The organism is Kitasatospora sp. NPDC057692 (genome assembly GCF_042799475.1).
GTDB lineage: Bacteria > Actinomycetota > Actinomycetes > Streptomycetales > Streptomycetaceae > Kitasatospora.
Genome location: NZ_JBHVIV010000001.1, coordinates 15,119 through 40,753, shown reverse-complemented (window position 1 = coordinate 40,753; position 25,635 = coordinate 15,119). Strand labels below are relative to the sequence as shown.

At 70.4% G+C, this 25,635-nt stretch carries 14 protein-coding genes; 9 read left to right on the top strand and 5 right to left on the bottom strand.

Annotation, left to right across the window (positions count from 1 at the left end):
• Window positions 1–240: 240 nt before the first annotated feature.
• The gene (locus ACFVFS_RS00120; RefSeq protein WP_380618343.1) at window positions 241–468 is read left to right on the top strand and encodes a hypothetical protein; all 228 of its coding nucleotides are present in this window, start codon (window positions 241–243) and stop codon (window positions 466–468) included.
• Window positions 469–492: 24 nt separating this feature from the next.
• Here ACFVFS_RS00120 and ACFVFS_RS00115 read toward each other — a convergent pair whose 3' ends face one another.
• Both ACFVFS_RS00115 and ACFVFS_RS00110 read right to left on the bottom strand, forming a co-directional pair.
• Complete coding sequence (locus ACFVFS_RS00115; protein ID WP_380618341.1) at window positions 493–1,212, bottom strand: flavodoxin family protein; 720 nt, start codon at window positions 1,210–1,212, stop codon at window positions 493–495.
• Window positions 1,213–1,298: 86 nt separating this feature from the next.
• Window positions 1,299–2,030 carry a DUF5995 family protein gene (locus ACFVFS_RS00110; RefSeq protein WP_380618339.1) on the bottom strand — a complete coding sequence of 244 codons (732 nt, stop codon included), beginning with the start codon at window positions 2,028–2,030 and terminating at the stop codon, window positions 1,299–1,301.
• Between the two features lie 197 nt (window positions 2,031–2,227).
• Here ACFVFS_RS00110 and ACFVFS_RS00105 point away from each other — a divergent pair, with 197 nt between their 5' ends.
• From ACFVFS_RS00105 to ACFVFS_RS00085, 5 genes are all read left to right on the top strand, one after another.
• Window positions 2,228–3,421 (top strand): serine/threonine-protein kinase, encoded by a 1,194-nt coding sequence (locus tag ACFVFS_RS00105; RefSeq protein ID WP_380618337.1) that lies wholly within the window; start codon window positions 2,228–2,230, stop codon window positions 3,419–3,421.
• Between the two features lie 138 nt (window positions 3,422–3,559).
• Complete coding sequence (locus ACFVFS_RS00100) at window positions 3,560–6,703, top strand: SNF2-related protein (RefSeq protein WP_380618335.1); 3,144 nt, start codon at window positions 3,560–3,562, stop codon at window positions 6,701–6,703.
• Window positions 6,700–12,141 carry a hypothetical protein gene (locus ACFVFS_RS00095; protein WP_380618333.1) on the top strand — a complete coding sequence of 1,814 codons (5,442 nt, stop codon included), beginning with the start codon at window positions 6,700–6,702 and terminating at the stop codon, window positions 12,139–12,141. Before ACFVFS_RS00100 ends, ACFVFS_RS00095 begins: the two co-directional genes overlap by 4 nt.
• Window positions 12,138–13,445: an AAA family ATPase gene (locus tag ACFVFS_RS00090; RefSeq protein WP_380618331.1), complete on the top strand. Its 1,308-nt coding sequence runs from the start codon at window positions 12,138–12,140 to the stop codon at window positions 13,443–13,445. The genes ACFVFS_RS00095 and ACFVFS_RS00090 overlap by 4 nt, the downstream gene beginning before the upstream one ends.
• A complete protein-coding gene (locus ACFVFS_RS00085) occupies window positions 13,442–14,095 on the top strand; it encodes a hypothetical protein (RefSeq protein ID WP_380618329.1) in 654 nt (217 codons plus the stop codon). Before ACFVFS_RS00090 ends, ACFVFS_RS00085 begins: the two co-directional genes overlap by 4 nt.
• Window positions 14,096–14,119: 24 nt before the next feature.
• Here the strand turns inward: ACFVFS_RS00085 and ACFVFS_RS00080 are convergent, their stop codons facing one another.
• The 3 genes from ACFVFS_RS00080 to ACFVFS_RS00070 all read right to left on the bottom strand — a co-directional run bounded on the left by ACFVFS_RS00080 (window position 14,120) and on the right by ACFVFS_RS00070 (window position 15,517).
• Entirely contained in the window at window positions 14,120–14,329 is a 210-nt protein-coding gene (locus tag ACFVFS_RS00080) for a DUF397 domain-containing protein (protein WP_380618327.1), read from the bottom strand.
• Window positions 14,330–14,419: 90 nt separating this feature from the next.
• A complete protein-coding gene (locus tag ACFVFS_RS00075; RefSeq protein WP_380618325.1) occupies window positions 14,420–14,629 on the bottom strand; it encodes a DUF397 domain-containing protein in 210 nt (69 codons plus the stop codon).
• Between the two features lie 30 nt (window positions 14,630–14,659).
• Window positions 14,660–15,517, bottom strand: coding sequence for a helix-turn-helix domain-containing protein (locus ACFVFS_RS00070; RefSeq protein ID WP_380618323.1), 858 nt, complete (start codon window positions 15,515–15,517; stop codon window positions 14,660–14,662).
• A 257-nt stretch (window positions 15,518–15,774) separates the two neighbouring features.
• Between ACFVFS_RS00070 and ACFVFS_RS00065 the strand changes: the two genes are divergently transcribed.
• The 3 genes from ACFVFS_RS00065 (at window position 15,775) to ACFVFS_RS00055 (ending at window position 25,555) form a co-directional block, all read left to right on the top strand.
• Window positions 15,775–16,239 (top strand): ATP-binding protein, encoded by a 465-nt coding sequence (locus ACFVFS_RS00065; RefSeq protein ID WP_380618321.1) that lies wholly within the window; start codon window positions 15,775–15,777, stop codon window positions 16,237–16,239.
• A gap of 260 nt (window positions 16,240–16,499) precedes the next feature.
• Window positions 16,500–23,237, top strand: coding sequence for a DEAD/DEAH box helicase (locus ACFVFS_RS00060; protein WP_380618319.1), 6,738 nt, complete (start codon window positions 16,500–16,502; stop codon window positions 23,235–23,237).
• Window positions 23,234–25,555, top strand: a complete 2,322-nt coding sequence (locus ACFVFS_RS00055) for a UvrD-helicase domain-containing protein (RefSeq protein ID WP_380618317.1) — start codon at window positions 23,234–23,236, stop codon at window positions 25,553–25,555. Before ACFVFS_RS00060 ends, ACFVFS_RS00055 begins: the two co-directional genes overlap by 4 nt.
• Window positions 25,556–25,635: the final 80 nt, after the last annotated feature.

Genomic DNA, 25,635 nt, shown 5'->3' with positions numbered 1-25,635 from the left:
CACCCCCCTCCCGATACCCGGCCGCCCGCGCCGCCGCGCACCCCGGGCCCGATCCCGTGCAGCGCGCGGGGGCGCGGCGCCCTCCCCCGCACCCCCTCCGCGCGCCGGAGCCGCCCCCTTCGTCGAACGCGCATCCGACGACCGGCCCGAACGGCCGCGCCCCGGCCCACCGGCCGGGCGCCGGAATGTCTCAACTCGGCCACCGGGGCCCTGGACGCCATCATCGGCTGCAACCGCGGCGTGGCGGAGACCCCGTCCGGCCCCCAGTTCATCCTCGTGATCCTCATCGCGGCCGGCGAGACCGACACCGCCCGCCGGCTGGCGCCGGTCTTCGTCGAACGCTCGACCCCGCTCCAGTGCGAGGCCTTCGCCATCCACCTGCGCAACCTCGCCCGCCGAGTGCCGCACCTGGCCCCCCTCGCCGACGAACTGGCGGAGGTGATCCACCCGCCCGCCGACCGCACCTGACGGCCCCGCCGGAGGACCCCGGGCTCAGCGGTGTTCGGGGTTCTCGAAGTCGAAGCGGCAGCCGGCGTCCCACTCGGAGCGCTGGTTGCCGTACGCCGGGATGCCGCCCGCGTCCTTGATCATCCGGGCGAGGTGCAGCAGGTTCCAGGTCATGAAGGTGGCGTTGCGGTTGGTGAAGTCGTTCTCCGGACCGCCCGAGCCCGCGTCCAGGTACGAGGGCCCCGGGCCCGCCTCCCCCACCCAGCCCGCGTCCGCCTGCGGCGGGACGGCGTAGCCGAGGTGCTGGAGGCTGTAGAGCACGTTCATCGCGCAGTGCTTGGCGCCGTCCTCGTTGCCGGTGATCAGACAGCCGCCCACCCGGCCGTAGTACGCGTACTGCCCGCGCTCGTTGAGGATCGACGAACAGGAGTAGAGCCGCTCGATCACCCGCTTCATCACCGAGGAGTTGTCCCCGAGCCAGACCGGTCCGGCGAGGACCAGGACGTCGGCCGCCATCACCTGGCTGTAGAGCACGGGCCACTCGTCCGTCTCCCAGCCGTGCTCGGTCATGTCCGGCCAGACCCCGGTGGCGATGTCGTGGTCCACCGCGCGGACCACGTCGACCCGCACGCCCTGGCGCTCCATGATCCCGGTGCTCACCTCGATCAGCCCCTGGGTGTGGCTCCGCTCGGGTGACCGTTTGAGCGTGCAGTTGATCACCACGGCGGTCAGGTCGGCGTACCGGGCAGGGGGCGAGGAGGACATCGGGGGCCTTTCGCAGCGCGGCTGGTCACCCACCAGTCCACCCCGCCCGCCCCTCCCCCCGCGCGCCGGACTCGGCCGGTCGTGGGTCAGGGCGCCTCCCCGTCCGGCTGCGCCACCGGCGGGAGCACCGGCGTCACCAGCATCTCCCCCGCCAGCGCGGTGCTCGCGGTGACGGCGGCGAGCGTCGCGTCGAACATCGGCCGGATGTTGCGCTGGTGCCAGAGCGTCTGCGTGGTGGCCCAGGCGGCGTCCCGGGCCCGGGCGGTCGAGAAGCTGGCGACGATGTGCTTCAGCGGCTCGGCCTCCTCGGCCGCGACCTCGGCGATCCGCGCCTCGAACGAGGCCCGCACCTCCGCCGCCGACTGCGCGAGCAGCTCGTTCACCTTCAGGTGGTCGGCGTGCACCGGCGGCGTGTCGGGCGTGGTCCGCCGCTCGATGCAGGTCCCGACGACGGCGAGCGCGAGGTCGTGGTTGATGTGCGCGTTCATCCCCGCGAACGCGAACTGGACCGGCCACACCTTCCGGCTGCCGCGCGCGTCGAACAGCGGCTTCCACGCCGCGTTCACCGCCCGCCCCGCCTCGCCGGCCTCGACCGCGTCGAAGTACAGGTTCGCGAACACCACGTCGAGCCGCTCGATGAACACCTGGTCCTGGAAGTACCCGGCCGCGAGCCGCTCCCCCACCAGCTCCGTGACCCGCAGGTACATCCGGTTGAAGCAGGCGACCCCGTCCCGCGGGTCCAGCCGCGCCTTGATCGCCCGCATCCGCTCGATGACCTCGTCGACACTCTGCGCGGGCCTGGCGGCCGACCGCGTCATGGGGGTGTTCCCTTCCCTCGGGGTGCTCCGGCTGCCACCTATACACACCGCCACCGCCCCGGTCCGCCGAACCGGGGGTCGGCCCGCGATCCATCACCCGTTCCGGTGAGCGCGCGCCGTGCACCTCGGTCCCCCCTCCCCGGAGGGTCCCCCAAAGCCGGCTCGGTGCCCTCTGCCGCCCCTGGATCACGCCCTCCGTGGGCGACGTGTCCTCCCTTCCCACTAATCTGGCCGACGGCGTCCACAGCGGTGATCACGCCGCGGAGATACGAGAGGGTGTGCTCATGCCGGGAATGCCCGAGCGGATCGGCCGGTACACGGTGGCATCCACGCTGGGATCCGGTGGCATGGGCGAGGTGTTCCTCGCTTTCTCCCCTGCAGGAGACCCGGTCGCGGTGAAACTGATCCGCGCGGACCGCCTGGACCCGGTGACCCGGGAACGCTTCGAACGGGAGGCCCGGGCCGCACGGAAGGTGGTCGGCACCGGCCGGGTGGCGCGGTTCCTGGACGCCGACCCGTACGCGGACCGCCCGTGGATGGCCATGGACTACGTGCCCGGCCGGACGCTGCTCGAAGAGATCGACACTCGCGGTCCGCTGCCTGTGGTGCAGGTCGCGAGTCTGGGCGCGCTGCTCGCGGAAGGGCTCGCCGCCGTTCACGCCGTCGATCTGCTGCACCGCGACATGAAGCCGCAGAACGTCATCATGGGTGACTACGGCCCGGTGATCATCGATTTCGGGCTCGCCGCGTTCACTGACGCGACGCACGAGTCCCTGTCGCACAGCGGCATGATCGTCGGAACGGTACGGTGCATGCCGCCCGAGCAGGCCGCAGGTAACCCGCACGTCACCCCGGCCGCCGACGTGTACGCCCTCGGCACCGTCCTGCTCTACGCGACGGCCGGCCACTATCCGTACGACGGCACCCGCTGGGAGTCGATCGTCGCGCAGGTGGCGAGCCCCGACCACGCTCCCGATCTGGGCGGTGTGCCCGAGGCGTTGCTGCCCCTGCTCACGGCCGTGTTCGCGCACGAGCCACAGGACCGGCCGACCGTCGAGCAGGTCGCCGAAGCATGCGGCACCCTGATGTCCGCGTTCGGCGTCACCGCGGCCGCGGCCCGGCAGACGCTTATCGCGCGCACGGCCGGCGGTGGTGCAGGGGTCGACCGGCTCACCCCGGAGGTCGAGGACCGTCTGAGGGATGCCGCCGCACCGCTTCCGGATGCGGACGAGATCCCGGCGCAGCCGCCCGTGGAGGAGGACCTGCCCGAGGCGTCGACGGCCGAGCCCGAACCCCCCGCGCCCACTGCGCCACCACGTCCACGGGTGCCCGCCTCCCGGCGGGTCGCCGAGGATCTGCGTAAGGCATACGCGGCGAAGCCTGTCCTCTAGAACGTCCTGGACGATCAAGCAAACGGTGCCGGTCGGGGCCCGGGCCTGGTTGGATGGCACGGTGCACTGACCGCGCCCGGGCGTGTTCGGCGCAGCAGGGCAAGGCAACTGGCGAGTGCAAGTGAGTGGGAGTACGGCGTGGCGGTCGACGCGGAGTCCGGCGACATGACGGCGACCGGAGCGGCGGCAACCGGGACAACGGAGGCGTCCGATTTCGGCTGGACCGACTGGGAGCCCGAACCGGCCCCGCCCACGTCCCCCGGCGACCGGGCGGCCGGGCCCGGGTTCGCCCCGGGTTCTCAGGTCCTGGTCCGGGACGAGCAGTGGCTGGTCCGCAAGGTGACGGCGACCACCCACGACAGATTCATGGTCGAGGTCACCGGCGTCTCCTCCTTCGTCCGCGGCACCGAGGCCGTCTTCTACAGCCGCCTCGACGACATCCAGGTCCTCGATCCCCGTGAGACCGCCCTGGTCGCGGACGACTCCCCGAACCACCGGCGGGCCCGCCTCTACCTGGAGGCGGTGGTCCGCAAGTCCTTCCTCCCCCAGACCGAACACGGCCTCGGGCTGGCGGACAACTTCCTCATGGACGCCCAGACCCACCAGCTCCGCCCCGCCGAACTCGCCCTCTCCATGGCCAACCCGCAGCCGCGCCTGCTGATCGCGGACGTCGTCGGTCTCGGCAAGACCCTGGAGATCGGCCTGGTCCTGGCCGAGCTGATCCGCCGCGGCCGCGGCGAGCGGATCCTGGTGGTCACGCCCCAGCACGTCCTGGAGCAGTTCCAGCGCGAGCTGTGGACGCGCTTCGCGATCCCGCTGGTGCGGCTGGACTCCACCGGAATCCAGCGGATCCAGCAGGAGATCCCCTCGGGCCGCAACCCGTTCGCCTACTTCAAGCGCGTGATCGTCTCGGTCGACACTCTGAAGCGCGACGGGCAGTACGCCCACCACCTCGACAGGACCGAGTGGGACGCGGTGGTGATCGACGAGTCGCACCGCCTGGTGAACCGCGGTACCGACACCAACGCCCTCGCCCAGCTCCTCGCCCGGCGCACCGACGCCCTGGTCCTGGCCTCCGCGACCCCGCACAACGGCGACGCCCGCTCGTTCGCCGAGCTGATCAAGCTGCTCGACCCGGCGGCCATCGTCGACCCCGACCGCTACGAGGTGTCCGACCTGGAACACCTCTACATCCGCCGGACCAAGACCACCCCGGAGGTACGCGACTCCCTCAAGGGTGCCTGGGCCGACCGGGGACCGTCGGTACCCGTGCCCGCCGCCGCGAGCGAGGCGGAGCTCGCCGTCTTCGAGGAGCTGGCGTCGCGCTGGATCCCGCGCGACGGCGCCGACGCATCCGCGGCCTTCAGCCAGCTCGACGCCTACAACCTGCTCAAGTCCTTCCTCTCCTCGCACCACGCCCTCCTCCAGACCGTCGCCACCCGCAAGAAGACGCTGAGCACGGCGGTCAAGGAGCAGCCGGCGGACGACGGACCGGCCACCGCGAGGTCCGGCCGCCGCAGGCGCACCGCCGAGGAGACCGCGGCCGAGCTCGCCGCCCTGACCGAGCTGGAGCGACTGGCCGGCGCCATCGGCGACGACGACTCCGCGAAGCTCCGCGCGCTGGTCGCCGAGCTGCGCGAGCTGGGTGTCGGCCCCGGGTCGGACGTCCGCGTGGTGGTCTTCTCCGAGCGCATCCCCACCCTGAAGTGGCTGGCCGAGGCGGTACCGGCGGCGCTGGGCTTCACCAGGGGCCCGAGCCCGGACGACCGCAAGCCCTGGCTCGCCTACGGCCACGGCCGCGGCGGCACGCACGCCGTCCAGGTGATGCACGGCGAGGCGACCAGCGACCAGGAGCAGATGAAGATCATCGAGAGCTTCGGTCTGCGGGACGAACCCGTCCGGTTGCTCTTCACCGGCGACGTCGCCTCCGAGGGCGTCAACCTGCACCAGCAGTGCCACCTGCTGATCCACTACGACCTGCCCTGGTCGCTGATCCGGATCGAGCAGCGCAACGGCCGCATCGACCGCTACGGGCAGAAGCGCTCCCCGCAGTTCCGCGCCCTGGTCCTCACCAGCGACCTGCCGTGGCGCACCGACCCCGTCACCGGCGAACCCCGCACCCTGGACGACCGCCTGGTGGGCGAGAAGCTGCTGCGGCGCGAGGAGGAGGCGCACAAGATCGACGGCTCCGCCGAGGCCGCCACCGGCCTCTACCGGGCGCAGGAGGAGGAGAACCGCCTCACCAAGGACCTGATCGCCGGCCGCACCGTCGAGCAGTCCATCAAGGCGTCCCGGCAGGCCGGCGGCGGACTGCTCGCCGGACTGCTCGCGCAGGTCGGCGCCGCGCCGACCCGCCGCGAGGTGCCGCGCGCGCAGGTCCTGCGCCTCTTCCCCGACACCGCCGCCTACTTCGAGGCGGGCCTGCGGCAGGTCTGCCGCACCAACCCGGAGGACGAACTGTCCCTGCGCCGCGACCCGGACGGCACCCTCGCGTTCGAACCGCCGCGCGACCTCGCCTACCGGTTCCGGGCCCTGCCCAAGTCCTACCTGGACGAGCAGCGGATCCTCCCCCGCCGGGACGAGCCCGGCCGGCTCCGGGTGACCTTCTCCAAGGAACTCGCCGGGAAGCGGCTGGCCGTCGCCCGCGACTCCTCGGAGTCGCTGTGGCCCAACGTCTCCTACCTCACCGACATCCACCCGGTGCTGGACTGGCTCACCGACAAGGTGCTCGTCGAGATCGGCCGCCACGAGGCCCCGGTGCTGGCCGCTGCCGTCCCCGCGCCGGTCTTCCTCGTCCAGGGGATCTACTCCAACGCGCTCGGCCGCCCGACCGTCGTCGAGTGGATGGCCGTCTCCGGCCTGCCCGGCGAGCCCGTGGTGGAGACGCTGGACAACGACTGGCTCAGCCGCGCGGGGGTGAACCCGTCCATGCCGGGCCGGGCCGCGCCGCACGACCTGCCCGGCCTCCAAGGCCTGGTCCCGGCCGCGATCACCGCCGCCACCGGATTCCTGGAATCGCGCGAAGACGCCTACCGGCAGCAGGTCGACGCGACCCTCGCCCCCTACCGCAAGCGGCTGACCCAGTGGAAGCAGGGCGCCCTGTTCACCGGCGGCACAGCCGGCAAGCAGCAGGCGGCGCTGACCGCGAGCCGCCGCTTCGACCTGGTCAAGTCGCTGGAGACGGCCGGCGCGCCGATGCTGCGCCTGCTCGCCGTCCTGGAGCCCCTGGACGCCGGAACCGCCCCGGCCGGACCCTCGCACCTGGAGACCGAGAACCGATGAGCACCGTCCACGACTCCTTCGGCAACCGCGGCGAGTACTTCGCGGCGCACTACTTCGCCGAGCAGCTCCCGGCCGACCTGAAGAAGCACGTCTTCGACCCGTGGACACTGCGCGAGGGCGACGAGCACGACCCCCGCACCACCGCCCGCGAGCGCGTCCGTACCCTGCGCGCCGCCTACTTCGGCGACGACATGCGCCCGTTCTTCGCCGAGGCCGACCGCACAGACGCCGAGGACGAGTACGCCCGCCGCACGTACGGCAACGCCGAGTGGACGAAGCGGCTCACCGAATGGCACCAGTCGGTGCTGCGCGCCCTCGGGTACGACGACGGCGGCCCGGCCGAGCTGACCGTCCACCGGGCGGGCAAGGACCACACCGTCCAGGTCGCCTACCACGGACACGGCGTCGTGGCGGTGGACTGCGGCTGGGCCGCGGAGAACGACGCCGCCCTCGACGCGAACGGGCCGGGGCGGCTGCTCACCCCGCTGCGGGTCAGCGCCGCAGAGAGCTACGCGGACGGCGCCGCGCTCGCCTCCTGGCTGTTCGCCGGCAAGATCGGCGGCCCCGAGGGCAGCCCGCCGCGCTTCGTGCTGCTGCTGATCGGCGGTGTGCTCGTCCTCGCCGACCGCAACAGCTGGGGCGAGGGCCGGTACCTGGCCGTCAACCTGGACGCGGCGCTGGAGCGCAACGACCGCAAGCAGGGCGGCGAACTCGCCATGCTGGCCGCCCTGTTCGGCCGGGACATGCTGCGCCCCGGCGACAACGGCGCCGAACCACTGCTCGACACCCTGCTCAAGGCCTCCGCCACCAACGCCGTCGGCGTCAGCGGCGAGCTGCGGGACGGTCTGCAGCGGTCCGTGGAGATCATCGCCCAGGAGGTCCTGGACCGGATCACCGCTGCCGGGCTGACCCCCGCCGACCTGGAGGACGGCCGCACCCCGTTCGCCAAGCGGCTCACCCGCGAGACGCTGCGGTACCTGTACCGGATCCTCTTCCTGCTGTACGCCGAGGCCCGGCCGGAGCTCGGCATCCTCCCGGCGGACGACGGCAGTTACGAGGCCGGGTACTCGATGGCGCGGCTGCGTGAGCTCGTGGCCCGGGACGAGGAGCTGGTCGAGCCGGCGGCACGGGAGGGGTACCACCTGTACTCGTCCTTGGACGTGCTGTTCCACAAGGTCAACCACGGCCACCGCCGCTACGGCAGCGAGCCGGACGACGAACTGCCCGGCGACGACGTGGAGACGCGGAAGGCCAAGGCCGCACGTCGCAGCGAGGACCGCGGGCTGCGCTTCGAGCCGCTGCACAGCACGCTGTTCGAGGACAAGTCCGTCACCCTGATCGGCGGCAATACGCTGGACCCGCGGGCGGAGGACGACTGCCCGGCCTGGCTGGACCTGCGGCTGCGGAACGCGGCGCTGCACGAGGTACTGCGGCTGCTCACCATGAAGAACGCGCGGCGCGGCGAGCGCGGCGGCTTCATCTCCTACCGCAACCTGGGCATCAACCAGCTGGGCGCGGTGTACGAGGGCCTGATGTCGTACACCGGCTTCATCGCCGACCAGGAGCTGCGGGAGGTCGCCAAGGGCGGCGATCCGAAGGACGGTTCGTGGATGATCCCGGCCGACCGGCAGGGCGAGTACCCGGACGAGGTGTTCGTCGAATACGACGAGCGGGACGCGCGGAAGGGTCTGCGCGGGCGGAAGGTGTACCGGAAGGGCTCGTTCGTCTACCGGTTGGCGGGGCGGGAGAGGCAGACGTCTGCCTCTTATTACACGCCGGAGTCGCTGACCAAGGTGACGGTGGAGCTGACGCTCAAGCACCGGCTAGACCAGGAGAAGGACGAGAACGGGGAGGTCGTCCCAACGCGGGCGGCCGAGCTGCTCAAATACCGGATCTGCGAGCCGGCACTCGGGTCGGGGGCGTTCCTGAACGAGGCGATCAACCAGGTCGCGAAGGAGTACCTGCGGCGGCGGCAGGACGAGTTGGGCGTCTCGATTCCGACCAGTAAGGCGCTGGAGGAGGAGCAGAAGGCCAAGGCGTACATCGCCCTGCACAATGCGTACGGCGTCGACTTGAATGCGACGGGTGTCGAGCTGGCGGAGGTCTCGCTCTGGCTCAACACCATGCACCCTGGCATGCAGGCGCCGTGGTTCGGCCTGCACCTGCGGCGCGGCAACTCGCTGATCGGTGGACGGCGGGCTGTGTTCAGCGGGGAGGACGTCGGGGCGAAGGAAAAGCTCTGGCTGAAGGCCAAGGGCGCGCTGGGCCCGACGCCGCTCCCGTTCATCGGCGAAGACGGCGTGACGCGGCAGGAGCTTCCGGAGGGTGCTGTGCACCAGTTCCTGCTGCCGGCGCCGGGGTGGGCGGCGGTCGCCGGGGAGAAGGAGGCTCGGGCGCTCGCGCCGGAGGAGACGAAGCAGCTCGCGGCGTGGAAGAAGGGGATCCTGAAGCCGCCGACGGTGAAGGCCGCGCGGGGGCAGAAGCTGTCGCAGCTGGCGAGGCTGCAGGCGGTGGCCCGGCGGGCTGAGTTCCTGTGGGAGCTGGTCGTGCGGAGGATGGAGATCTCGGAGGGCGAGATCTCGCGCCGGATAGATGTGTGGGGCGCGGAAGCCTCGGAGTCGGAAGACCCGGCGGAGTACGCCTTCCTGCGCCGGCCCGAAGGCGCGGTGCCGAAGGAGAAGGTCTACCGGGACCTCTTCGAGACGCCCGGGACGCCGTACTGGCGGCTGAAGACCATGATGGACACCTGGTGCGCGCTGTGGTTCTGGCCGGTGGAGGAGGCGTCGCTGCTGGACGGCAGCGCGGCGGTGTACGAGGCGCATGACGACGAACTCGCAGTCGCCGCACTAGCCGGGCTGCCCCAGGTGGGCGAGGTCGAGCCGACCCTGCCTGCCGTCGGGCTGGGCATCCCAGAACAGTCGTCGCTGTTCAGCATGGGCAACGACCAGGAGTCTCTGTTGTCTGCGCTCAGCGATGCCGCTCCCATAGCGGCCGCACGCAAGGCCCCCACCGGAACACGTCGGCGCATGGCGGGCCCCACACGACGCCCGGTCATCGCTCTGGCTGATTTCGCGGACTGGCTGGACTTCGCCGAGGCCATGCTCGGCACAGACGACCAGCCGGAGGGCACGCTCGTCGCCGATCTCGGATCACTCAAGAAGATCGAGGGATACGAGGAGGGCCTGCCGGGATTCATGGGAATGGACTCGGTATCCAAGCTCGACGAACGCTTCCCTTGGTTGGCCGTCACCCAGAAGATCGCAGAACGTCAGGGCTTCCTGCATTGGGAACTGGACTTCGGCGCGGTCTTCGCCCGTCACAGCGGCTTCGACCTCCAGGTGGGCAACCCACCCTGGGTGCGGCCCCGCTGGGATGAGGCGGCGGTGTTGGCGGAGCACGAGCCGTGGTTCGTGCTCACCGAGAAGGCGCCAGTGGCGGAAAAACAGCGTCGAAAGAGCGATTTGCTGCAGCTGCCGAACGTACGACAGTACATTCTGGACGAGCTTAGACCCATCAGCGGGCAGGTCGCTCTCTTCGGATCCGATCAAGCTTATCCGCTACTTTCAGGCACTCAGCCGGATCTGTATCGTGCGTTCATGTGTCAGGTATGGGCACACTCTTCACCCCTGGGAACGGCAGGGCTGGTTCATCCCGACTCACACTTCACCGGTGACAAGGAAGGGGCGCTTCGAGAGGCTGCCTATCAGCGACTGCGAATCCACGGAGACTTCTCAAATCCGGGGCATCGATTCTTCCCCAAGCCTGTCGGGGAATCTACCCATTTCGGCGTGCACGTCTACGGGAAGACCGGGTCCGTCGACTTCGACCACCTTTCCTGGCTCGTATCGGTAGACACTTTGCGCCACTCAGTAAGCCATGATGGAACTGGCGAGATGCCTGGCATTCGATATCGCAACAGGGGATTCGATGAACGCCCCCACCACGCGAGGGTTATTCGAGTGAATCCCGCAACACTTTCCATCTGGCAACGACTGCTAGACGAAGAGAGGGGGCAAGTAGAACGCACCCGTCTACTCTTTCCGGTTAGCACAGCGGAGGCCACCGCAATCGATGCGCTAGCGAGGTATCCATTGCGCCTAAGTGCGCTTAATCCGCGAATCTCGCGCGGCTACGACGAGAGTGGCGCCAAAGATTCCAGCTTGATCGACTACAGTCGCTCCGAAGACTCCGAGGAATCTTCAAACCATCCAGACCGCTGGCGTCAGGTAATCCTCAAAGGTATCCAAATCGGCGTAGCGACTCCCATTTTTAAGCGTCACGACGCGAACAGCAATGACCCCCATGGCACCGATCTCGTAACCCTCGACACCGATTTCATCCCAGATACCGCATACGTTCGAACTGCGGGAAGGAGCCGCGAATATCTTGCAGCTCAGGACCGGTGGGTCAATTACTCCACACTCAAGAAACTCCGCATGAGTGATTCGGCAATTACCGCCGCCCGCACCAAGGCTGCCGAGAGTCGAAATTCCAGCACAAATTCAGCAACAGAGGAGGAGGTCGATTCCATTCTAGTTTCTCGCTCTCGCCGACGGTACTCGACCTTCTACCGCGTGGCGTGGCGCAAAATGATTGCCCCCGATACTGAGCGCAGCATCTACGCAGCGATCATTCCCGTAGGCCCGACACACATCGACGGAATTCGCAGCATGGCACTTTCCAGTCGACGTGAAACCTCACTTGTTGCCGGATTCTGGTCATCGGTGCCAGTCGATTACCTCCTCCGCACGACCGGTACAAGTAACCTGGACGTCACTCAAGCCCGCCGCCTCCCAGCCCCATCCCCTGACCACCCCCTTGCATCTGCTCTCCTCCTTCGCACCCTGCGCCTCAACTGCCTCACCCGCGCATACGCCGACCTCTGGTCCGAGTTGTACGACGCGACGTGGTCTGCCTATGAGCCGTGGGCCTGTGACTGGCCGGGCCTCCAGCCGCTGCACGAGGTCACTCCGGAATGGCGGCGGGAGACCCCGCTGCGCTCGGAGCGGGCCCGCCGGTCCGCGCTGGTGGAGATCGATGCGCTCGTCGCGGTCTGGCTCGGCATGGATGCGGATGCACTCATCGCCGCATACCGGGGCCGGTTCCCCGTTCTCCAGAAGTACGAGGCCGTCACCTGGTTCGACGCGGAGGGCTGGAAGCTGGCCGGCAATGCCCGCACGATCGGGCAGCGCCAGTCCAAGGAGAGCTTCGCCCAGCTCACTGCCTACCTCGCCGACCCGGACAACGCACCCGTCCCCGACGGCTACACCGCGCCCTTCTACAAGGCCGACCGCGAGCGCGAGATGCGCGAGGCGCACGCCGTTTTCCAGGCGCGCCTGGACGCAGAGGTGGCCCGCGGCAAGTGGGATCCGGTGCGACAGGAGGTGCCGGGCGCCTCTGTGGCGGTGTCCGACGATGACAGTAAGGTCAGGCCATGACAGACCGCCGGCTTCTCCGACTCGACGTGGAGAACTTCCGCAGCCTTCAGCGGATCTCCCTGCCCCTCGGCGGCCTGACCGTCCTGGTCGGTCCGAACGGCGTGGGCAAGTCGAACGTGCTCCAGGTGTTCCGCTTCCTCGCGGACATCATCAACACCGACCTCGACCCCGCTCTCTCGTCACGGGGAGGCTTTGACGAGCTGGCGTTCTGGGGCGGCGACCGCCCGCCGACGATGATGCGCATCCGATTGCAGGCACGGTGGACGTCCCACGCGTCGGCTGCGGCTCCCGACGAGTACCAGCTGACCATCAACCGGCGCGGCAACAAGCGCGCCATCGAGGGCTACAGCATCAGCCGCAGCGAGTCGTTCACGTTCAAGCGGAACAAGGGCAGAGGCCGACGAATCACTGTCTCAGGTGAGGAAGCGGTGGTTACTGACACGATCGGGCATACGGCGTCCGACGACATCGAGGATTCAGGGGAACGAAGCCTCGGAATTCGAAAGCTCAGCAGCGGCCTCTCCACCCTTCCGCGACTCGCTCCGACCGAGGGCGGGCAGGAGGTGGCGACCATTGCAGAGGTGCTGTCGTCCTTCCGAGTGTTCGACGTGAATGTGGCTGCGGCTCGCACACCTCAACGAGTGCCGGCCGGCCCGTCTCTGACCCGGCCGGTCCGGAGAGGCACCAGTACCGCACGACAGATGCTCATCACGGGTGTACCGCACAGCCGTCCAGTGCAACTGGGACACAACGCCGCCAACCTTGCTCTCTTCTTGACCAATCTCGCAGCACACGACGAGACAGCTTGGAACAGGCTGGTCGAGGATGCCCGGGTTGCTCTTCCGAACCTGGAGGACATCAACTTTGCCACGATCGGTGGAGCTGGTGAATATGTTGAGGTCCAGCTCTCCGAGCAGGGTCTACGGCGCCCGACCTCGCTCGCCGATGCCTCCTTCGGGACAGTGCGCCTCCTGAGCCTGCTTGCCATGCTCTACGACCCGGCGCCGCCCGCACTCACGTGCGTGGAGGAGCTGGACCACGGCCTGCACCCGCAGGCACTCGAATTGCTCGTCGAGCGCCTGCGCGAGGCGAGTGAACGCAGTCAGTTCATCGTGACGACGCACTCTCCCGCCCTAGTGGACCGGCTCGAACCTGAGGAGTTCGTGGTCTGCGAGCGCGACCATTACGGCGCTTCACGCATTCCGTCGCTCAGTGCTGACGAGGTGCGCGAGATCCGCACCGCCAGCGAAGGGCTTCCACTCGGCGAGCTGTGGTTCTCCGGTGCCCTGGGCGGCGGCTTGTGAGCAAGCCATCCAAAGGCGTAAAGGGCAGCGGTAGCAAGGCCCGGATCATCGTCGTCGCGGGCGAGAGCACGAATGACCGGGAGGCGCTCACCCACCTCGTCAGGGCTCATCTGCGCGCCTTCACCGGCAAGGTCGCGTCCATCAATGACCCGGTCGCCCTGAAGGACGCCACCGGAACGAACCTCTCCTCCCGGGTGACGAAGATCGTCCAGAAGGCCAAAGCACTCGCGGCCAAGGAGAAGGCGGACCTGCACGGCCTCGCCATGCACCTCGACCTCGACGACGTCTCGCGCCGCAGCTACGACGCCGTACGCGCCAAACTGCGGGCCGAGTTCGCCGACCGCTGCCCCGCACCGCTCGCCCTCGCGCTGGCGACCTGGGAGACGGAGGGTTGGCTGCTGCTGTTCCCCGACGCCTTTCCAGAGGTCCACGCGGGGTGGACGGTGCCTCAGCAGCTCCGGAATCGGGACACCGCGCAGATACGCAACCCGAAGGAGGAGTTGCAGCGCCGGCTCGGGAAGCCGCCCTACAGGGAGAGCGACAGCCAGACGGTCGTTCAGGCCGCTGTCCGCCTCGGTCACGCGCCGGCGAAGCCCACCGGCAGCAACCACTCCTACCGCGACTTCCTCGACGATCTGACCGCCTGGTAGCAGCCAGCCGCACCCCGACCGGAATCAGGCGAGCGGGAACTCCCCCGCCTTCAGCCCGACAACGAACGCCGCCCACTCCTCGGCTGTGAACAGCAGCGCAGGACCTTCGGGGTCCTTCGAGTCGCGGACCGGTACGACCCCGAGCAAGCCATTGGCCACCTCTACGCACTCGTTGTCCGGCCCGCTGTAAGTGCTCTTGTGCCAAACCCGATCGGCTGTATCCCGCACGGTCATGCGCCTACCTCTTTCCGTCGTCCGGCCCCACGCTAACGTTTCCCGGGCTGTGGGGGTCGTGGTCCACCGCGGCCCCCACACCCGGCCCCGTCAGGCGAGCGGGAACTCCCCCGCCTTCAGCCCTTCGACGAACGCCGCCCACGCATCAGCGGCGAACAGCAGCGCAGGCCCCTCGGGATCCTTCGAATCACGCACAGCCATCCCGCCGACCACAACAGGACCCGTCTCCACACAGTCGTTGGCCTGTGCGCTGTAGCTGCTCTTGTGCCAGCCCTGAACGGCCATCTCCGGCACGGTCATGCGCCTACCTCTTCCGGTCCGTTCCCGTATTCACGCTTCCGCCTCTACGGCAGCGATCCTATCCAGCGACTCGGCGGGATTCAGCGCCGATGAGCGGAGGCACTCGAAGACCAGTCCGTAGCCGTCGAGTTCGGCCTCCTGCTCCAGGTAGTGGCTGCTCGTCAACGTCTCCAGGAACACGGCTCCGGGAGCCGGGGAGTCCGTGAACCCGAACATCACGAACGCGCCGCAGGCACCTGCGGTCGCGCCGACGTCGAGCGGAACGACCTGCAGCGTGACGTTGGGGAACTGGGCGACCTCCGCCAAATGTCGAAGCTGCGCCTTCCATACAGCCTGACCACCTACGGGGCACCGCAGCGCCGGCTCCCAGATGATCGCCCAGAACCGTGCCGCGTCTGGCTTCGAGAGCACACTCTTGCGCTCCATGCGGATCTTGACGAGTTGGTCGATCCGCTCGGGACGCACAGCAGCCGGGTTCGCCTGGAGCAAGGCCCGCGCGTAGTCCTCGGTCTGCAACAGACCGGGAAGCACCAGGGGCTGCCACGTGCGGATGTACCGAGCGTCACCCTCAAGCCCGAGGAAATCGGCATAGGCAGGTGGAACGGTGTCCCCGTAGTCGTGCCACCAGCCTCGTTTCTTGGTGTTCTTGGCCAAATCCTCAAGGCTGTCCCTGGCCTCCAGGCTCGTCACTCCATAGAGGTCCAGCAGGATGCCCAGGTCCAGTCGCCTGATCCCGACCGCCCCGGTCTCTATCCGGCTGATCTTGGCTCGCGAGCACTTCAGCGCGCCCGCAGCCTCCTCGGTCGTTCGGCCCGCTGTCTCGCGAAGCCTTCGCAACTCCGAGCCCAGGCGGCGGCCTCGCACCGTCGGGCGCAGTTCTTCAGTCATGCGCTGCCCTCTCCTGCTGGTCCAAGTCTGACTGCTGACGGACCGTCTGCTCCAGACTAGCCAATCTGCAACTGTGCATATTGGCTTATTGCAATCTGCACGACTCCAGGTGCAAGCTACACCATGTAGTTGATCGCTCGACACACGGTGATCGCGGCGATCTTCGGCCGGGCATCCCCATGCCCGATCCACGGCACGGGTGCCTGCCCACCGACCCCGGCCGTCACACCACTCGCACCACCGAAGGGTGATCAGCCGTGTCCGACGTCTGCAACAACCTCCCCCCGGTCCCCTCCCCCTCGCCCCACGAGCAGTCCACCTGGCTGCCCAAGCACCGCCGTTCCGTCGGCGTCGCCCGCCGGCTCCTCCTCGACTTCCTCCGTTCCTCCCCGCCCGGGCTCGCTGACCTCTTCTCGTCGACCGGCGAGCTGCTGCTCAGCGAGCTGGTCACCAATGCCGTGCAGCACGCCCGGGTGCCCGCCGACCGGCTGCTCCTCGTGCGCTTCGCGCTCTCGCCCGCCGAACTGCGCATCGAGGTGCACGACGCCGGCCGTCCCTTCCCCTCCACCGTCGCCACCACCAAGCAGCCCGGCCTCGACGCCGAGGCCGGGCGCGGGCTGTTCCTCGTCGACCGCCTCTCCCACAGTTGGGGCTGCTTCCCCCGCCCCGACGGCATCGGCAAGGCCGTCTGGTGCACCATCGCCCCCGCCCACCCCCAGTAGCACACGCACACGCCACCCCCGGGGAAGAGCAGCCGCCCTCGCGGCCGAGCCACCCCGACCCGCACGAACGCCCGATTCCGATTCCGCCACGACCCCCTTGTCCCACCCGCCCCCGCAGTAGGCTCGGGGACCCGACGGGCGGCCCCGAGACGCCCCCGGGCCCCGGCCACGGCGACTGTCCGTGTCCGACCGTAAACTTCACCCCGCGAGCACCACCCGAACACCCGGCGGGGAAGAACCACGAGGGGGACCGTCACACCGTGAGGCCGACGCTGGAGGCGCGGGCGCTCAAGGAGAGCCTGCTGCAGTACCTCTCGACCACCTACGCACTGACGGACGAGGGCGCGCGGCTCGCGCTGCACAGCTTCCTCGGCGACGAGACCACCGGCATGTTCCGGGGCCCGTTCCTGCGGATCCGCACCCCCTTCCTCCAGGCCGACCCGTCCTGGCGCGCCTCCCTCGACTGGGCACCGGGCAACGGCTGGACGCCCTACGCGCACCAGGCCCGCGCCTTCGCCCGGCTCAGCTCGGCCCACGGCCGCACACCGCAGCCGACGATGGTCACCACCGGCACCGGCTCCGGCAAGACGGAGTCCTTCCTCGTCCCCGTCCTCGACCACTGCCGCCGCGAGAAGACCGCCGGCCGGTACGGCGTGAAGGCCGTCCTCCTCTACCCCATGAACGCGCTGGCCACCGACCAGGCCCTGCGCATCAACGACTACCTCCGCAACAACGACGGGCTCTCCGCCGTCACCGCCGGTCTCTACATCGGCGACATCTCCAAGACCCGCTACGAGCGGGTCGAGACCAACCGGGCCTCGATGCAGAGCTCCCCGCCCGACATCCTGATCACCAACTACAAGATGCTCGACCTGCTCCTCCAGCGCAGCGACGACGCCCCGCTCTGGGGCGGGGCGGACCTGCGCTACGTCGTGGTCGACGAGTTCCACACCTTCGACGGCGCGCAGGGCACCGACGTCGCGATGCTGCTGCGCCGCCTGGCCTCCGCGCTCGGCGTGTCCGAGCCGGACCGTCCGCTGGGCACGATCTGCCCGGTCGCGACCTCGGCCACCCTCTCCTCCGACTCCGGCCCGGACAGCGCGGAGGCGATGCTCCAGGTGGCGGGCGAGGTGTTCGGCACGCCGTTCACCGCGGACGCAGTCGTCGGCGAACAGCGCCTCTCCCCCGAGGAGTTCATCCCCTCCGAATCGATCGACCCGCTGCCGGTGCCGACTCCGGACAAGCTCGCCGCGATGGCCGATCCGACGCTGAGCGAAGCGGCGTTCGACGCCCTCGCGGAGGCCTTCACCGGCGAGCGCGGCCTCGACCGCTTCGAGCTCGGCGCGCGCCTGAAGAGGCACATCCTGACCCAGGCCGTGATGACGGCACTCAACGGCGAGCTGAAGTCCGTCGACGAGGTCCTCGCCGTCCTCTGGCGCGCGGGTGCCTACTCCTGGGGCCAGGCGATCACCCAGCGACCCGAGCAGGCCGCCGAGGCACTGGCCAGGTTCGTCGCCCTGCTGTCCACCGCCCGCGCACCGGAGTCCCGCACCGGCACGCCCCGGCCGCTGGTCCAGATCGAGGTGCACCAGTGGGCCCGGTCGGTGTCCCGGGTGCTGCGCGGAGTGCTGCCCTGGCCCCGCGCCCAGTTCCAGTGGGACGCCGGCGACGCCTCGCAGGCGGGCGCGCCGGAGACGGTGCGCAGCGCCCCGATGACGACCGCCAACGGCGGGGAGAGCGCCAACCTCTTCCTCCCCGCGGTCTACTGCCGTGACTGCGGGCGCTCCGGCTGGGCGGTGTTCACCCCGGAGAGCGACGACCTGGAGGTGGAGGTCACCCCGTCGAAGATCCGCCGGGCCTCCACCAGCCAGGACCGGATCCGGGTGCGGAACCTGATCGCCGCCACCGACGCGGAGGCCCGGCGGGCCTCCGCCGAGGCGCCCGTGGCGGCCTCGGCCCGGGGTGCCCGGGGCGGGCAGCTGCACGGCGCCGGCGGGGACCTGATGGTGCTGGACGGCGGTAGGCGCCGTCTCCGTCTGCCCGATCCGCTCACCGACTTCGACCCGGAGACGGGCGAACCACGCGTCGGCACGCCCGACTCCGCCTTCGTCCTGGTCAACCGGGGTGCCACTGCCAACACCGCGGCCAAGGAGGACTGGTGCCCGGCCTGCGGCGAGCGCAACGCCGTCCGCTACCTCGGTACCGGTCAGGCGGCGCTCGCGGCGGCCTCCATCACCCGGCTGTTCACCGGCGGCGAGCTCGACGAGAAGGCCGACGAGCGCAAGACCCTGATGTTCAACGACTCGGTGCAGGACGCGGCGCACCGGGCCGGCTTCGTCGCCAACCGCTCCTACACCTTCTCGCTGCGGGCCCTGCTGGTGGCACACCTGTCGCAGGACCGGCCGACGGCGCTGAACGACCTGATCGCCGAGGTGATCGCGGACAGCACCGACCCCGACACCCTGGTCGCGGTCGTCCCGCCGGACCTGCACGACCTGCGCGGCGTCGCCCGGCTGCTGTCCGGGAAGTCCAAGGGCGACAAGGCCACCTGGCAGCTGATCGGCGAGCGGCTGGCCTTCCAGACCCTGATGGAGTTCGGCCTGCGGGCCCGCCAGGGCCGCACCCTGGAGCTCACCCGCACCGCGGCCGCGCACGTTCGCCTCACCGACCCGGCGGCGGCCGTCGCGCTCGTCCGCGAGGCGCACACGTCGAGCGGGCACGCGGACACGCTGGAGCCGCTCGACGACGCCCGCTACCTGGCGTTCCTGCGGGTCTTCCTGGAGCGGCTGCGCTGGCGCGGCGCGATCAAGCACCGCTGGCTGGAGCAGTACCTCTCCGAGACCGGAACCAGCCGCTACTTCGTGTGGGGGCGGCGTCCGCAGGGCATGCCGGCCTTCCCGAAGGGCGTCGCCGCCCCGGTCTTCCTGCTCTCCGGCCCGAAGGACGGCAGCGAGTTCGACGTGGTGAGCGGCCGGCTCGCCTGGCACGAGCGCTGGGCCGGGCGGACCCTCGGCCTGCCGCGCGAGCAGTCGCCCGCCTTCTGGGGCGCGCTGCTGCCCGCCCTGCACGACGCCGGTCTGCTGTCCGTGCGCACCGCGAAGGACGGCGCCACCCGGATCCACGGCCTCCAGCCCGGGGCGATCGACGCCCTGCTGCTGTCCGACGAGGACGTGGAGACGGCGTACGTGCGCTGCCGGGTCTGCTTCTGGGAGCAGACCGTGCACCCGTCCCTGCTCGCCCAGTGGCACGACGCGCCGTGCCCGTCCTACCGCTGCTCCACCGGACGGCTGGTGGCCGGTACCCACGCCCGCGAGGCGGACGTGCACGCCCGGGACCGGCAGTTCCGCGAGGACTACTACCGCCGCCTCTACCACAGCGCGGGCCCGTACCAGGTGGTGACGGCCGAGCACACCGGCATGCTGAACCGCGAGCAGCGCGAGACCGTCGAGGCGGCGTTCCGCCGCAAGCGGAGCGACGGGCGGGCCTTCAACGACCCCAATGTGCTGTCCTGCACGCCCACCCTGGAGCTGGGCATCGACATCGGCGACCTTTCCGCCGTGGTGCTCGCCTCGCTGCCGCGCACCTCGGCGAACTACGCACAGCGGGTCGGCCGGGCGGGTCGGCACACTGGCAACGCCTTCCTGCTGACCATCCCGGAGCGGCGCAAGCGGGACCTCTACTACCTGGACCGCCCCAAGGACATGATCGCCGGTCCGATCACCCCGCCCGGCTGCCACCTCTCCGCGGTGGAGATCCTGCGCCGCCAGTACCTCGCGCACCTGCTGGACCTCGCGGCCCGCGGCCGTCTGACCGGCCACGGGGGGCGGGTCCTGCCCGGTCTCCCCCGCAAGGCCAAGGAGCTGTTCGGCCCGGACGGCTACCTGGCCGACCTGACCGAGGCGGCCCTCACCCACGGCGAGGCCGCCGTCACGGGGTTCCTGGCGCTGTTCCCCACCGGAGTGAGCGACCAGGCCGCCGCCGATCTCCGGGCCTACGCGACCGGCGGTGTGCGGGGCGCGATCGAGCAGGCCGGCCGTGCCTGGGCGGCGCGCGAGGAAACCCTGCGCACCCGGATCACCCACATCAACGCGGCCGTCGCCGAGCTGCACGACGCCGACCCCGAGGAGGCCCGGCAGAAGGCCGAGCTGGAGGCCGAGCGGCGCGGCGTGGGCAAGCAGCTCGGCAAGCTGCTGGAGGAGACCCCGGGCCAGGGCGCCCTGGTGGAGCTCGGGCTGCTGCCCAACTACGCGCTGGTCGACGCGTCCACCATCCTGGAGGCGACGCTGTACTGGCCCGAGGAGAAGCCCCCGGGCGAACGCCCTTCGTACGACTCCGAGCTGCGCCCCTACGAACGGCCGCAGCGCCTCGCGCTGACCGAACTGGCACCAGGGAACACCTTCTACGTCAACCGGTACCGGCACGAAATCACCGGCGTCGACATCGGCACCGCCTCCCAGCCGGGCTGGCAGACCTGGCGGGTCTGCCCCCAGTGCGGCTACGTACGGACCTCGGGCGCGGAGGGCGACCGGTCGGCCTGCCCGCGCTGCGGCAGCGGGGCGATAGCGGACGACGGCTCGTGCCTGTTCAAGGTCGTCCAGCCCCGCCTGGTGACGGCCCGGGACAAGCGCGACGATGCCCGGATCCGGGACGACCGGGACGAGCGCGACCCGCGCTTCTACGAGGTCGTGCACGCCGTCGACATCCCGGAGGAGTCGCTGGAGCCCGGCTCGTGGCGGCACACGACCGAGACCTTCGGTGTGGACTTCTCCCGCACGGCCGTGATCCGCACCGTGAACGTGGGCCCGGCCCGCTTCGACATCCCCGCGGCCGACGAGTTCGCCGGGCACACGGTGCGGCTCAACCCGTTCCACGTCTGCACCGGCTGTGGCGCCGCGACCGCCGACGGCCGGCCGGTGTTCGATCACGACACCGACGAACTGAGCACCTCCGCCGCCCGCGACCCCCGGCTCAAGCACCACCGGCCGTGGTGCCCGGTGCGCCGCGGAAAGGCCTCCGAGGCCGAGCAGCTGCCCGTCCTGCTGGGCCACGAGCTGCGCACGGAGGCGCTGCGCGTCCTGCTGCCGGCCGCGACCGTCCTGGTCGAGGAAAAGATCCACTCCTTCCGGGCGGCGCTGCGGCTCGGCGTGGACAAGCAGTTCGGCGGCGACCCCCAGCACCTGGAGCACACGCTGGCCTCGATGCCGGACAGCGGCACCGGTGAGCGGCGCTGGTTCCTGGTGCTGTTCGACGCCCTGCCCGGCGGCACCGGGTACCTGCACCGGCTGACCGACCCCGCCGTGTTCCGGGCCACCCTGCTCAAGGCCCGAGAGGCGCTGCTCGACTGCGCCTGCAAGGACGAGGAGCACCGTCGGGCCTGCCACCGCTGCCTCTACCGGTACACCGCCGAGCGCTTCCAGGCGAAGGTCTCCCGGTTGGAGGCGCTGGCACTGCTGGAATCGCTGCTCTTCGACCGGGAGGGTGCCGACGCCTGGAAGACCACCGCGCTCGCCTCGACCGGTCTGATCGGCCTGGACCGCCAGGTCGAGTCCGACCTGGAGGCCCGCTTCCTCGCCGCGCTGCGGACGTGGAGCGAGAAGAGCGAGGACGCCGTTCTGGAGGAGGACGGCCGCGCCAGTGGCCAGCTGAAGATCAGTGGTGGGGACGGGCGGCTGCACTGGCGGCTGACCGCGCAGGAACGCGTGGCCGGAACGCGGACGGACTTCACCTTCACCCGGATCAACGGCCCCGCCGGCAGCGTCAAGGTGTACCTCGACGGGCGCCGCTACCACGCCAGCAGGGAGCACAACCGCCTCGCCACCGACGCCGCGGCCCGCACCGGGCTGCGCGCGGACGGATCGGTGGTGTTCCAGCTCACCTGGGACGACCTCGACCTGTTCGAGGGGCGCCCGACCCGGAGTGCGCCTGTCTGGCCCCCGTACGAGTGGGCCGCCCAGGAGGCGGCGAAGGGTGTCTACGAGGAACTGGGCGGCAGCCGGCCGCAGCTGGCGGGCGCGGTCCACACCAACCCGATCGACACCCTGTTCGGGTACCTCCGCGACCCGGCGCCCCGCTTGTGGGCCCGCCGGGCCAACGCCCTGGTCAGCGGTCTGACCGCGCACCCCGGCACCGTGCTCGCCGGATCCGCCGACCGGCGCGGTGTCCTCGTGAAGACCCTGCGGACGGCCCTCGGCGTGCCCACCGGCGGAACGAACGGCGACGACGGCCCGGTCGAACCGGTGCACGTCCTGCGCAGCACCGACACCAACGGCCTGCCCCTCGTGCTCGCCGTGCGCGACGCCGATCAGCAGGCGCCGGCCTGGACGGTGCTCGCCTGCCTGGACGACGACCCGGCCGCCTTGGACACCGACGAGCACAAGCAGCGCTGGCGGGCCTGGCTGTACTGGTCCAACCTGCTCCAGTTCCTGCCCCGAGCCGGCGGCGACGGCGTCCAGCTGACGACCGGCCAGGCAGCGGAGTTCCCGTTCGAAGCGCTCGCCGTGTGCGGCGGCGCGGGCGAGCTGGAGTCCCTGAACGCGGCGCAGGCCCCGGCCGAACCGCCGTCCCCCGCCCTCTCCCCCTTCGAGGAGAAGGTCGTCGTGCTGCTCCGGGACCGTACCTGGGACAACGACTTCCTGCCGGAGATCGACCCGGACGAGGAGGCCGCCCTGCTCGATCTGGCGGTCCGGCTCGCCGACCACGGCAAGTCGGCCCCGACCGAGTTCGGCTACGAGCTCGGCGACAGCCGGTGGCCGGCGGACTTCGCCTGGGCCGACGACGCCGTCAAGGTCGCCGTCCTGCCGGTCCCGCCGCGGCTGCCCGGCGAACCCGACGACGCGGCGGACGACGAGACCGAGCGGCGCATCGCCGCCTACCGGGCCGCGGGATGGACGGCCCGCACGGCGGCCGACTGGCTCGACCACCTGGACACCCTCTACTCCCTGCTCCCCGACGCGTCCTCCTCCGACGCGCCGCACGACGTGGAAGGCTCTCTGCGATGACCGCCCGGCTCAGCCTGTATCAGAAGGCCGAACAGGAGCTCTACAAGCTCGACCACCAGGTGAAGGGCAAGTTCTACGACTTCAGCCGGATCTTCCGGCAGGACCCCTGGCACTCGGAGCTCCGTCTCAAACCGCTGAAGGGCGACGGCCGGATCTTCTCCGCGCGCCTCAACGCCTCGTACCGCGTCCTGCTCACCCGTACGGGGGTCCACGCCGATGGTGTGGAGAGCTGGCTGGCCATCGCGGTACGGCACCGCCGTGACGTGTACGAGCAGCTGTCCGTGGCCGTCAACCGGGTCACCGGCGAGATCGAGTTCGTCGACCTGTCCGTGGTCGGCGAGAGCGCGCTGCGCAGGGCCGGCATCGCGCTCACGCCGGCCGAACCCGAGGCCGAGCCGGACGAGGTCCCGGCCGCCCCTGCGCCCACGCCCACCCCGGTCGACCCGGCAGCGGAGCTGGCGGCGCCGCTGCTCGCCGCCTACGACGCCGAGCTGCTGCGCGAGCTGGGCGTCGCCGAGGCTCTGGTCGAGCTGGCGTTGGTCGTCACCACCAGTGAGGAACTCGACCAGCTCGTCCAGGGCGCCCCGCTGCTCACCAAGGACGTGCTCTACGGCCTGGCCGCCGGGATCCCGCTCGACGACGTACGCCGGGAGATCACCGCCCCGGTGGAGCTGGAGGAACGGCCCAACCCCGAGGACTTCGACGCGGCCCTGGCCCGCACGACCGTCACCGTGGTCACCTCGGACGCGGCGCTCGCCGCCGCGATCGGGGAGGGCGACTTCCGCGCTTGGAAGGTCTTCCTCCACCCCACCCAGGCCAAGCTGGCCAACCGTGCCTACAGCGGCCCCGCCAGGGTCTCCGGCGGACCCGGCACCGGCAAGACCGTCGTCGCCCTGCACCGGGTCGCGCACCTCGCCGAGCGGCTGTCGCCGGGCGAGGACAAGCCGATCCTGCTCACCACCTTCACCAAGAACCTCACCACCGACCTCCGGGCCCGGCTCGCCTCCCTGCTGGAACCCGAGCGGCTCGCGCGGGTCGAGGTCGCCCACATCGACCAGCTCACCGCCCGGGTCCTCGCCGAGAACAGCCTCGCGGGCCGTACCCGCGGCCGGGTGGAGAACCCGGTCGTGCTGAAGGAGCTGCGGGACATGCTCCTGGAGCTCGACGAACGCGGCTGGGAACCCGAGTTCCTGCTGGAGGAATGGGAGCAGGTCGTCCTCGGCCAGGCCGTTCCGACCCGCACGGCGTACCTCCAGGCCCGGCGGGCGGGGCGCGGTCGGCCGCTGAACCGCTCGGAGCGCACCGCGGTGTGGAAGCTGCTGGACCAGTTCGCCGCCCGCCTCGACAAACTGAACATGGAGACCTGGAGCCAGGCCGCCGAGCGCGCCGCCCGGTTCGAGATCGGCCGCGCAGCGAAGGTCCGCGCCCGTGCCGACTACAAGGAGCAGATCGGCGCCCAGGATCTGATCCACCGTGACGCGGAGTCGGGCATGCGCTACCTCCACCACCGCTACCGGCACATCGTCGTCGACGAGGCCCAGGACCTCAGCCCCGCGCACTGGAAGATGCTCCGCGCCATGGTCGCGGACGGCCCCGACGACCTCTTCATCGCCGGCGACACCCACCAGCGCATCTACGACAACCAGGTGTCGCTCGGCGCCGTCGGCATCAACATCCGGGGCCGCTCCAGCCGCCTCACCCTCAGCTACCGCACCACCAAGGAGATCCTGAGCAAGGCCATCACCGTCGTCACCGGCAAGGACGTGGAGTTCGACGACCTCGACGACGGCCGGGACAACCTCGCGGGCTTCCGCTCCGTGCTGAGCGGCCCCGATCCCGTCCTGGCCGGATACCCCACCTGGGCCGAGGAACTCGGCGGACTGGCCGAGACCCTCCGGACCTGGCGGACCGAACTCACCACCGACGAGACCGGACGGACCGCCCGCGACGGCCGCGGCCTGATGGCCGTCTGTGTCGCCGACCGCAACAAGGTCAACGAGGTCATGTACTACCTGACCACCACGGCCGGCATCACCTGCGCCGAACTCACCAAGGAGGGACCGCGCGGCGAGGGCGAGGTCCACGTCGGGACGATGCACCGTTTCAAGGGCCTCGAATACCAGCGGCTCGCGATCGCCGCGGCCGGAGAGGGCATCCTTCCCCGGACCTTCATCGAGCAGTACCGAACCACCGACAACGCCCGGTACCAGCGCGAGCTCCGCAAGGCGCGTGCCCTGCTCTTCGTCGCGACAACACGCGCTCGTGACGCCCTCAGCGTCTCCTGGCACGGCGAACCCAGCCGCTTCCTGCCCCGCTGATCAACTGGTCGACCCTTCCTGGAAGTTGTTCCCCGGGGAGGCGCACGAGCGTGCCGGGCGCCTCCCCGATCTCCACGACT

Excerpts from the sequence above, each read along its gene's own strand:
- ACFVFS_RS00110 (WP_380618339.1), bottom strand. The coding sequence starts at position 2,030 with ATGACGCGGTCGGCCGCCAGGCCCGCGCAGAGTGTCGACGAGGTCATC.
- ACFVFS_RS00115 (WP_380618341.1), bottom strand. The coding sequence starts at position 1,212 with ATGTCCTCCTCGCCCCCTGCCCGGTACGCCGACCTGACCGCCGTGGTG.
- ACFVFS_RS00070 (WP_380618323.1), bottom strand. The coding sequence starts at position 15,517 with ATGACTGAAGAACTGCGCCCGACGGTGCGAGGCCGCCGCCTGGGCTCG.
- ACFVFS_RS00055 (WP_380618317.1), top strand. The coding sequence starts at position 23,234 with ATGACCGCCCGGCTCAGCCTGTATCAGAAGGCCGAACAGGAGCTCTAC.
- ACFVFS_RS00075 (WP_380618325.1), bottom strand. The coding sequence starts at position 14,629 with ATGACCGTGCCGGAGATGGCCGTTCAGGGCTGGCACAAGAGCAGCTAC.
- ACFVFS_RS00090 (WP_380618331.1), top strand. The coding sequence starts at position 12,138 with ATGACAGACCGCCGGCTTCTCCGACTCGACGTGGAGAACTTCCGCAGC.
- ACFVFS_RS00095 (WP_380618333.1), top strand. The coding sequence starts at position 6,700 with ATGAGCACCGTCCACGACTCCTTCGGCAACCGCGGCGAGTACTTCGCG.
- ACFVFS_RS00080 (WP_380618327.1), bottom strand. The coding sequence starts at position 14,329 with ATGACCGTGCGGGATACAGCCGATCGGGTTTGGCACAAGAGCACTTAC.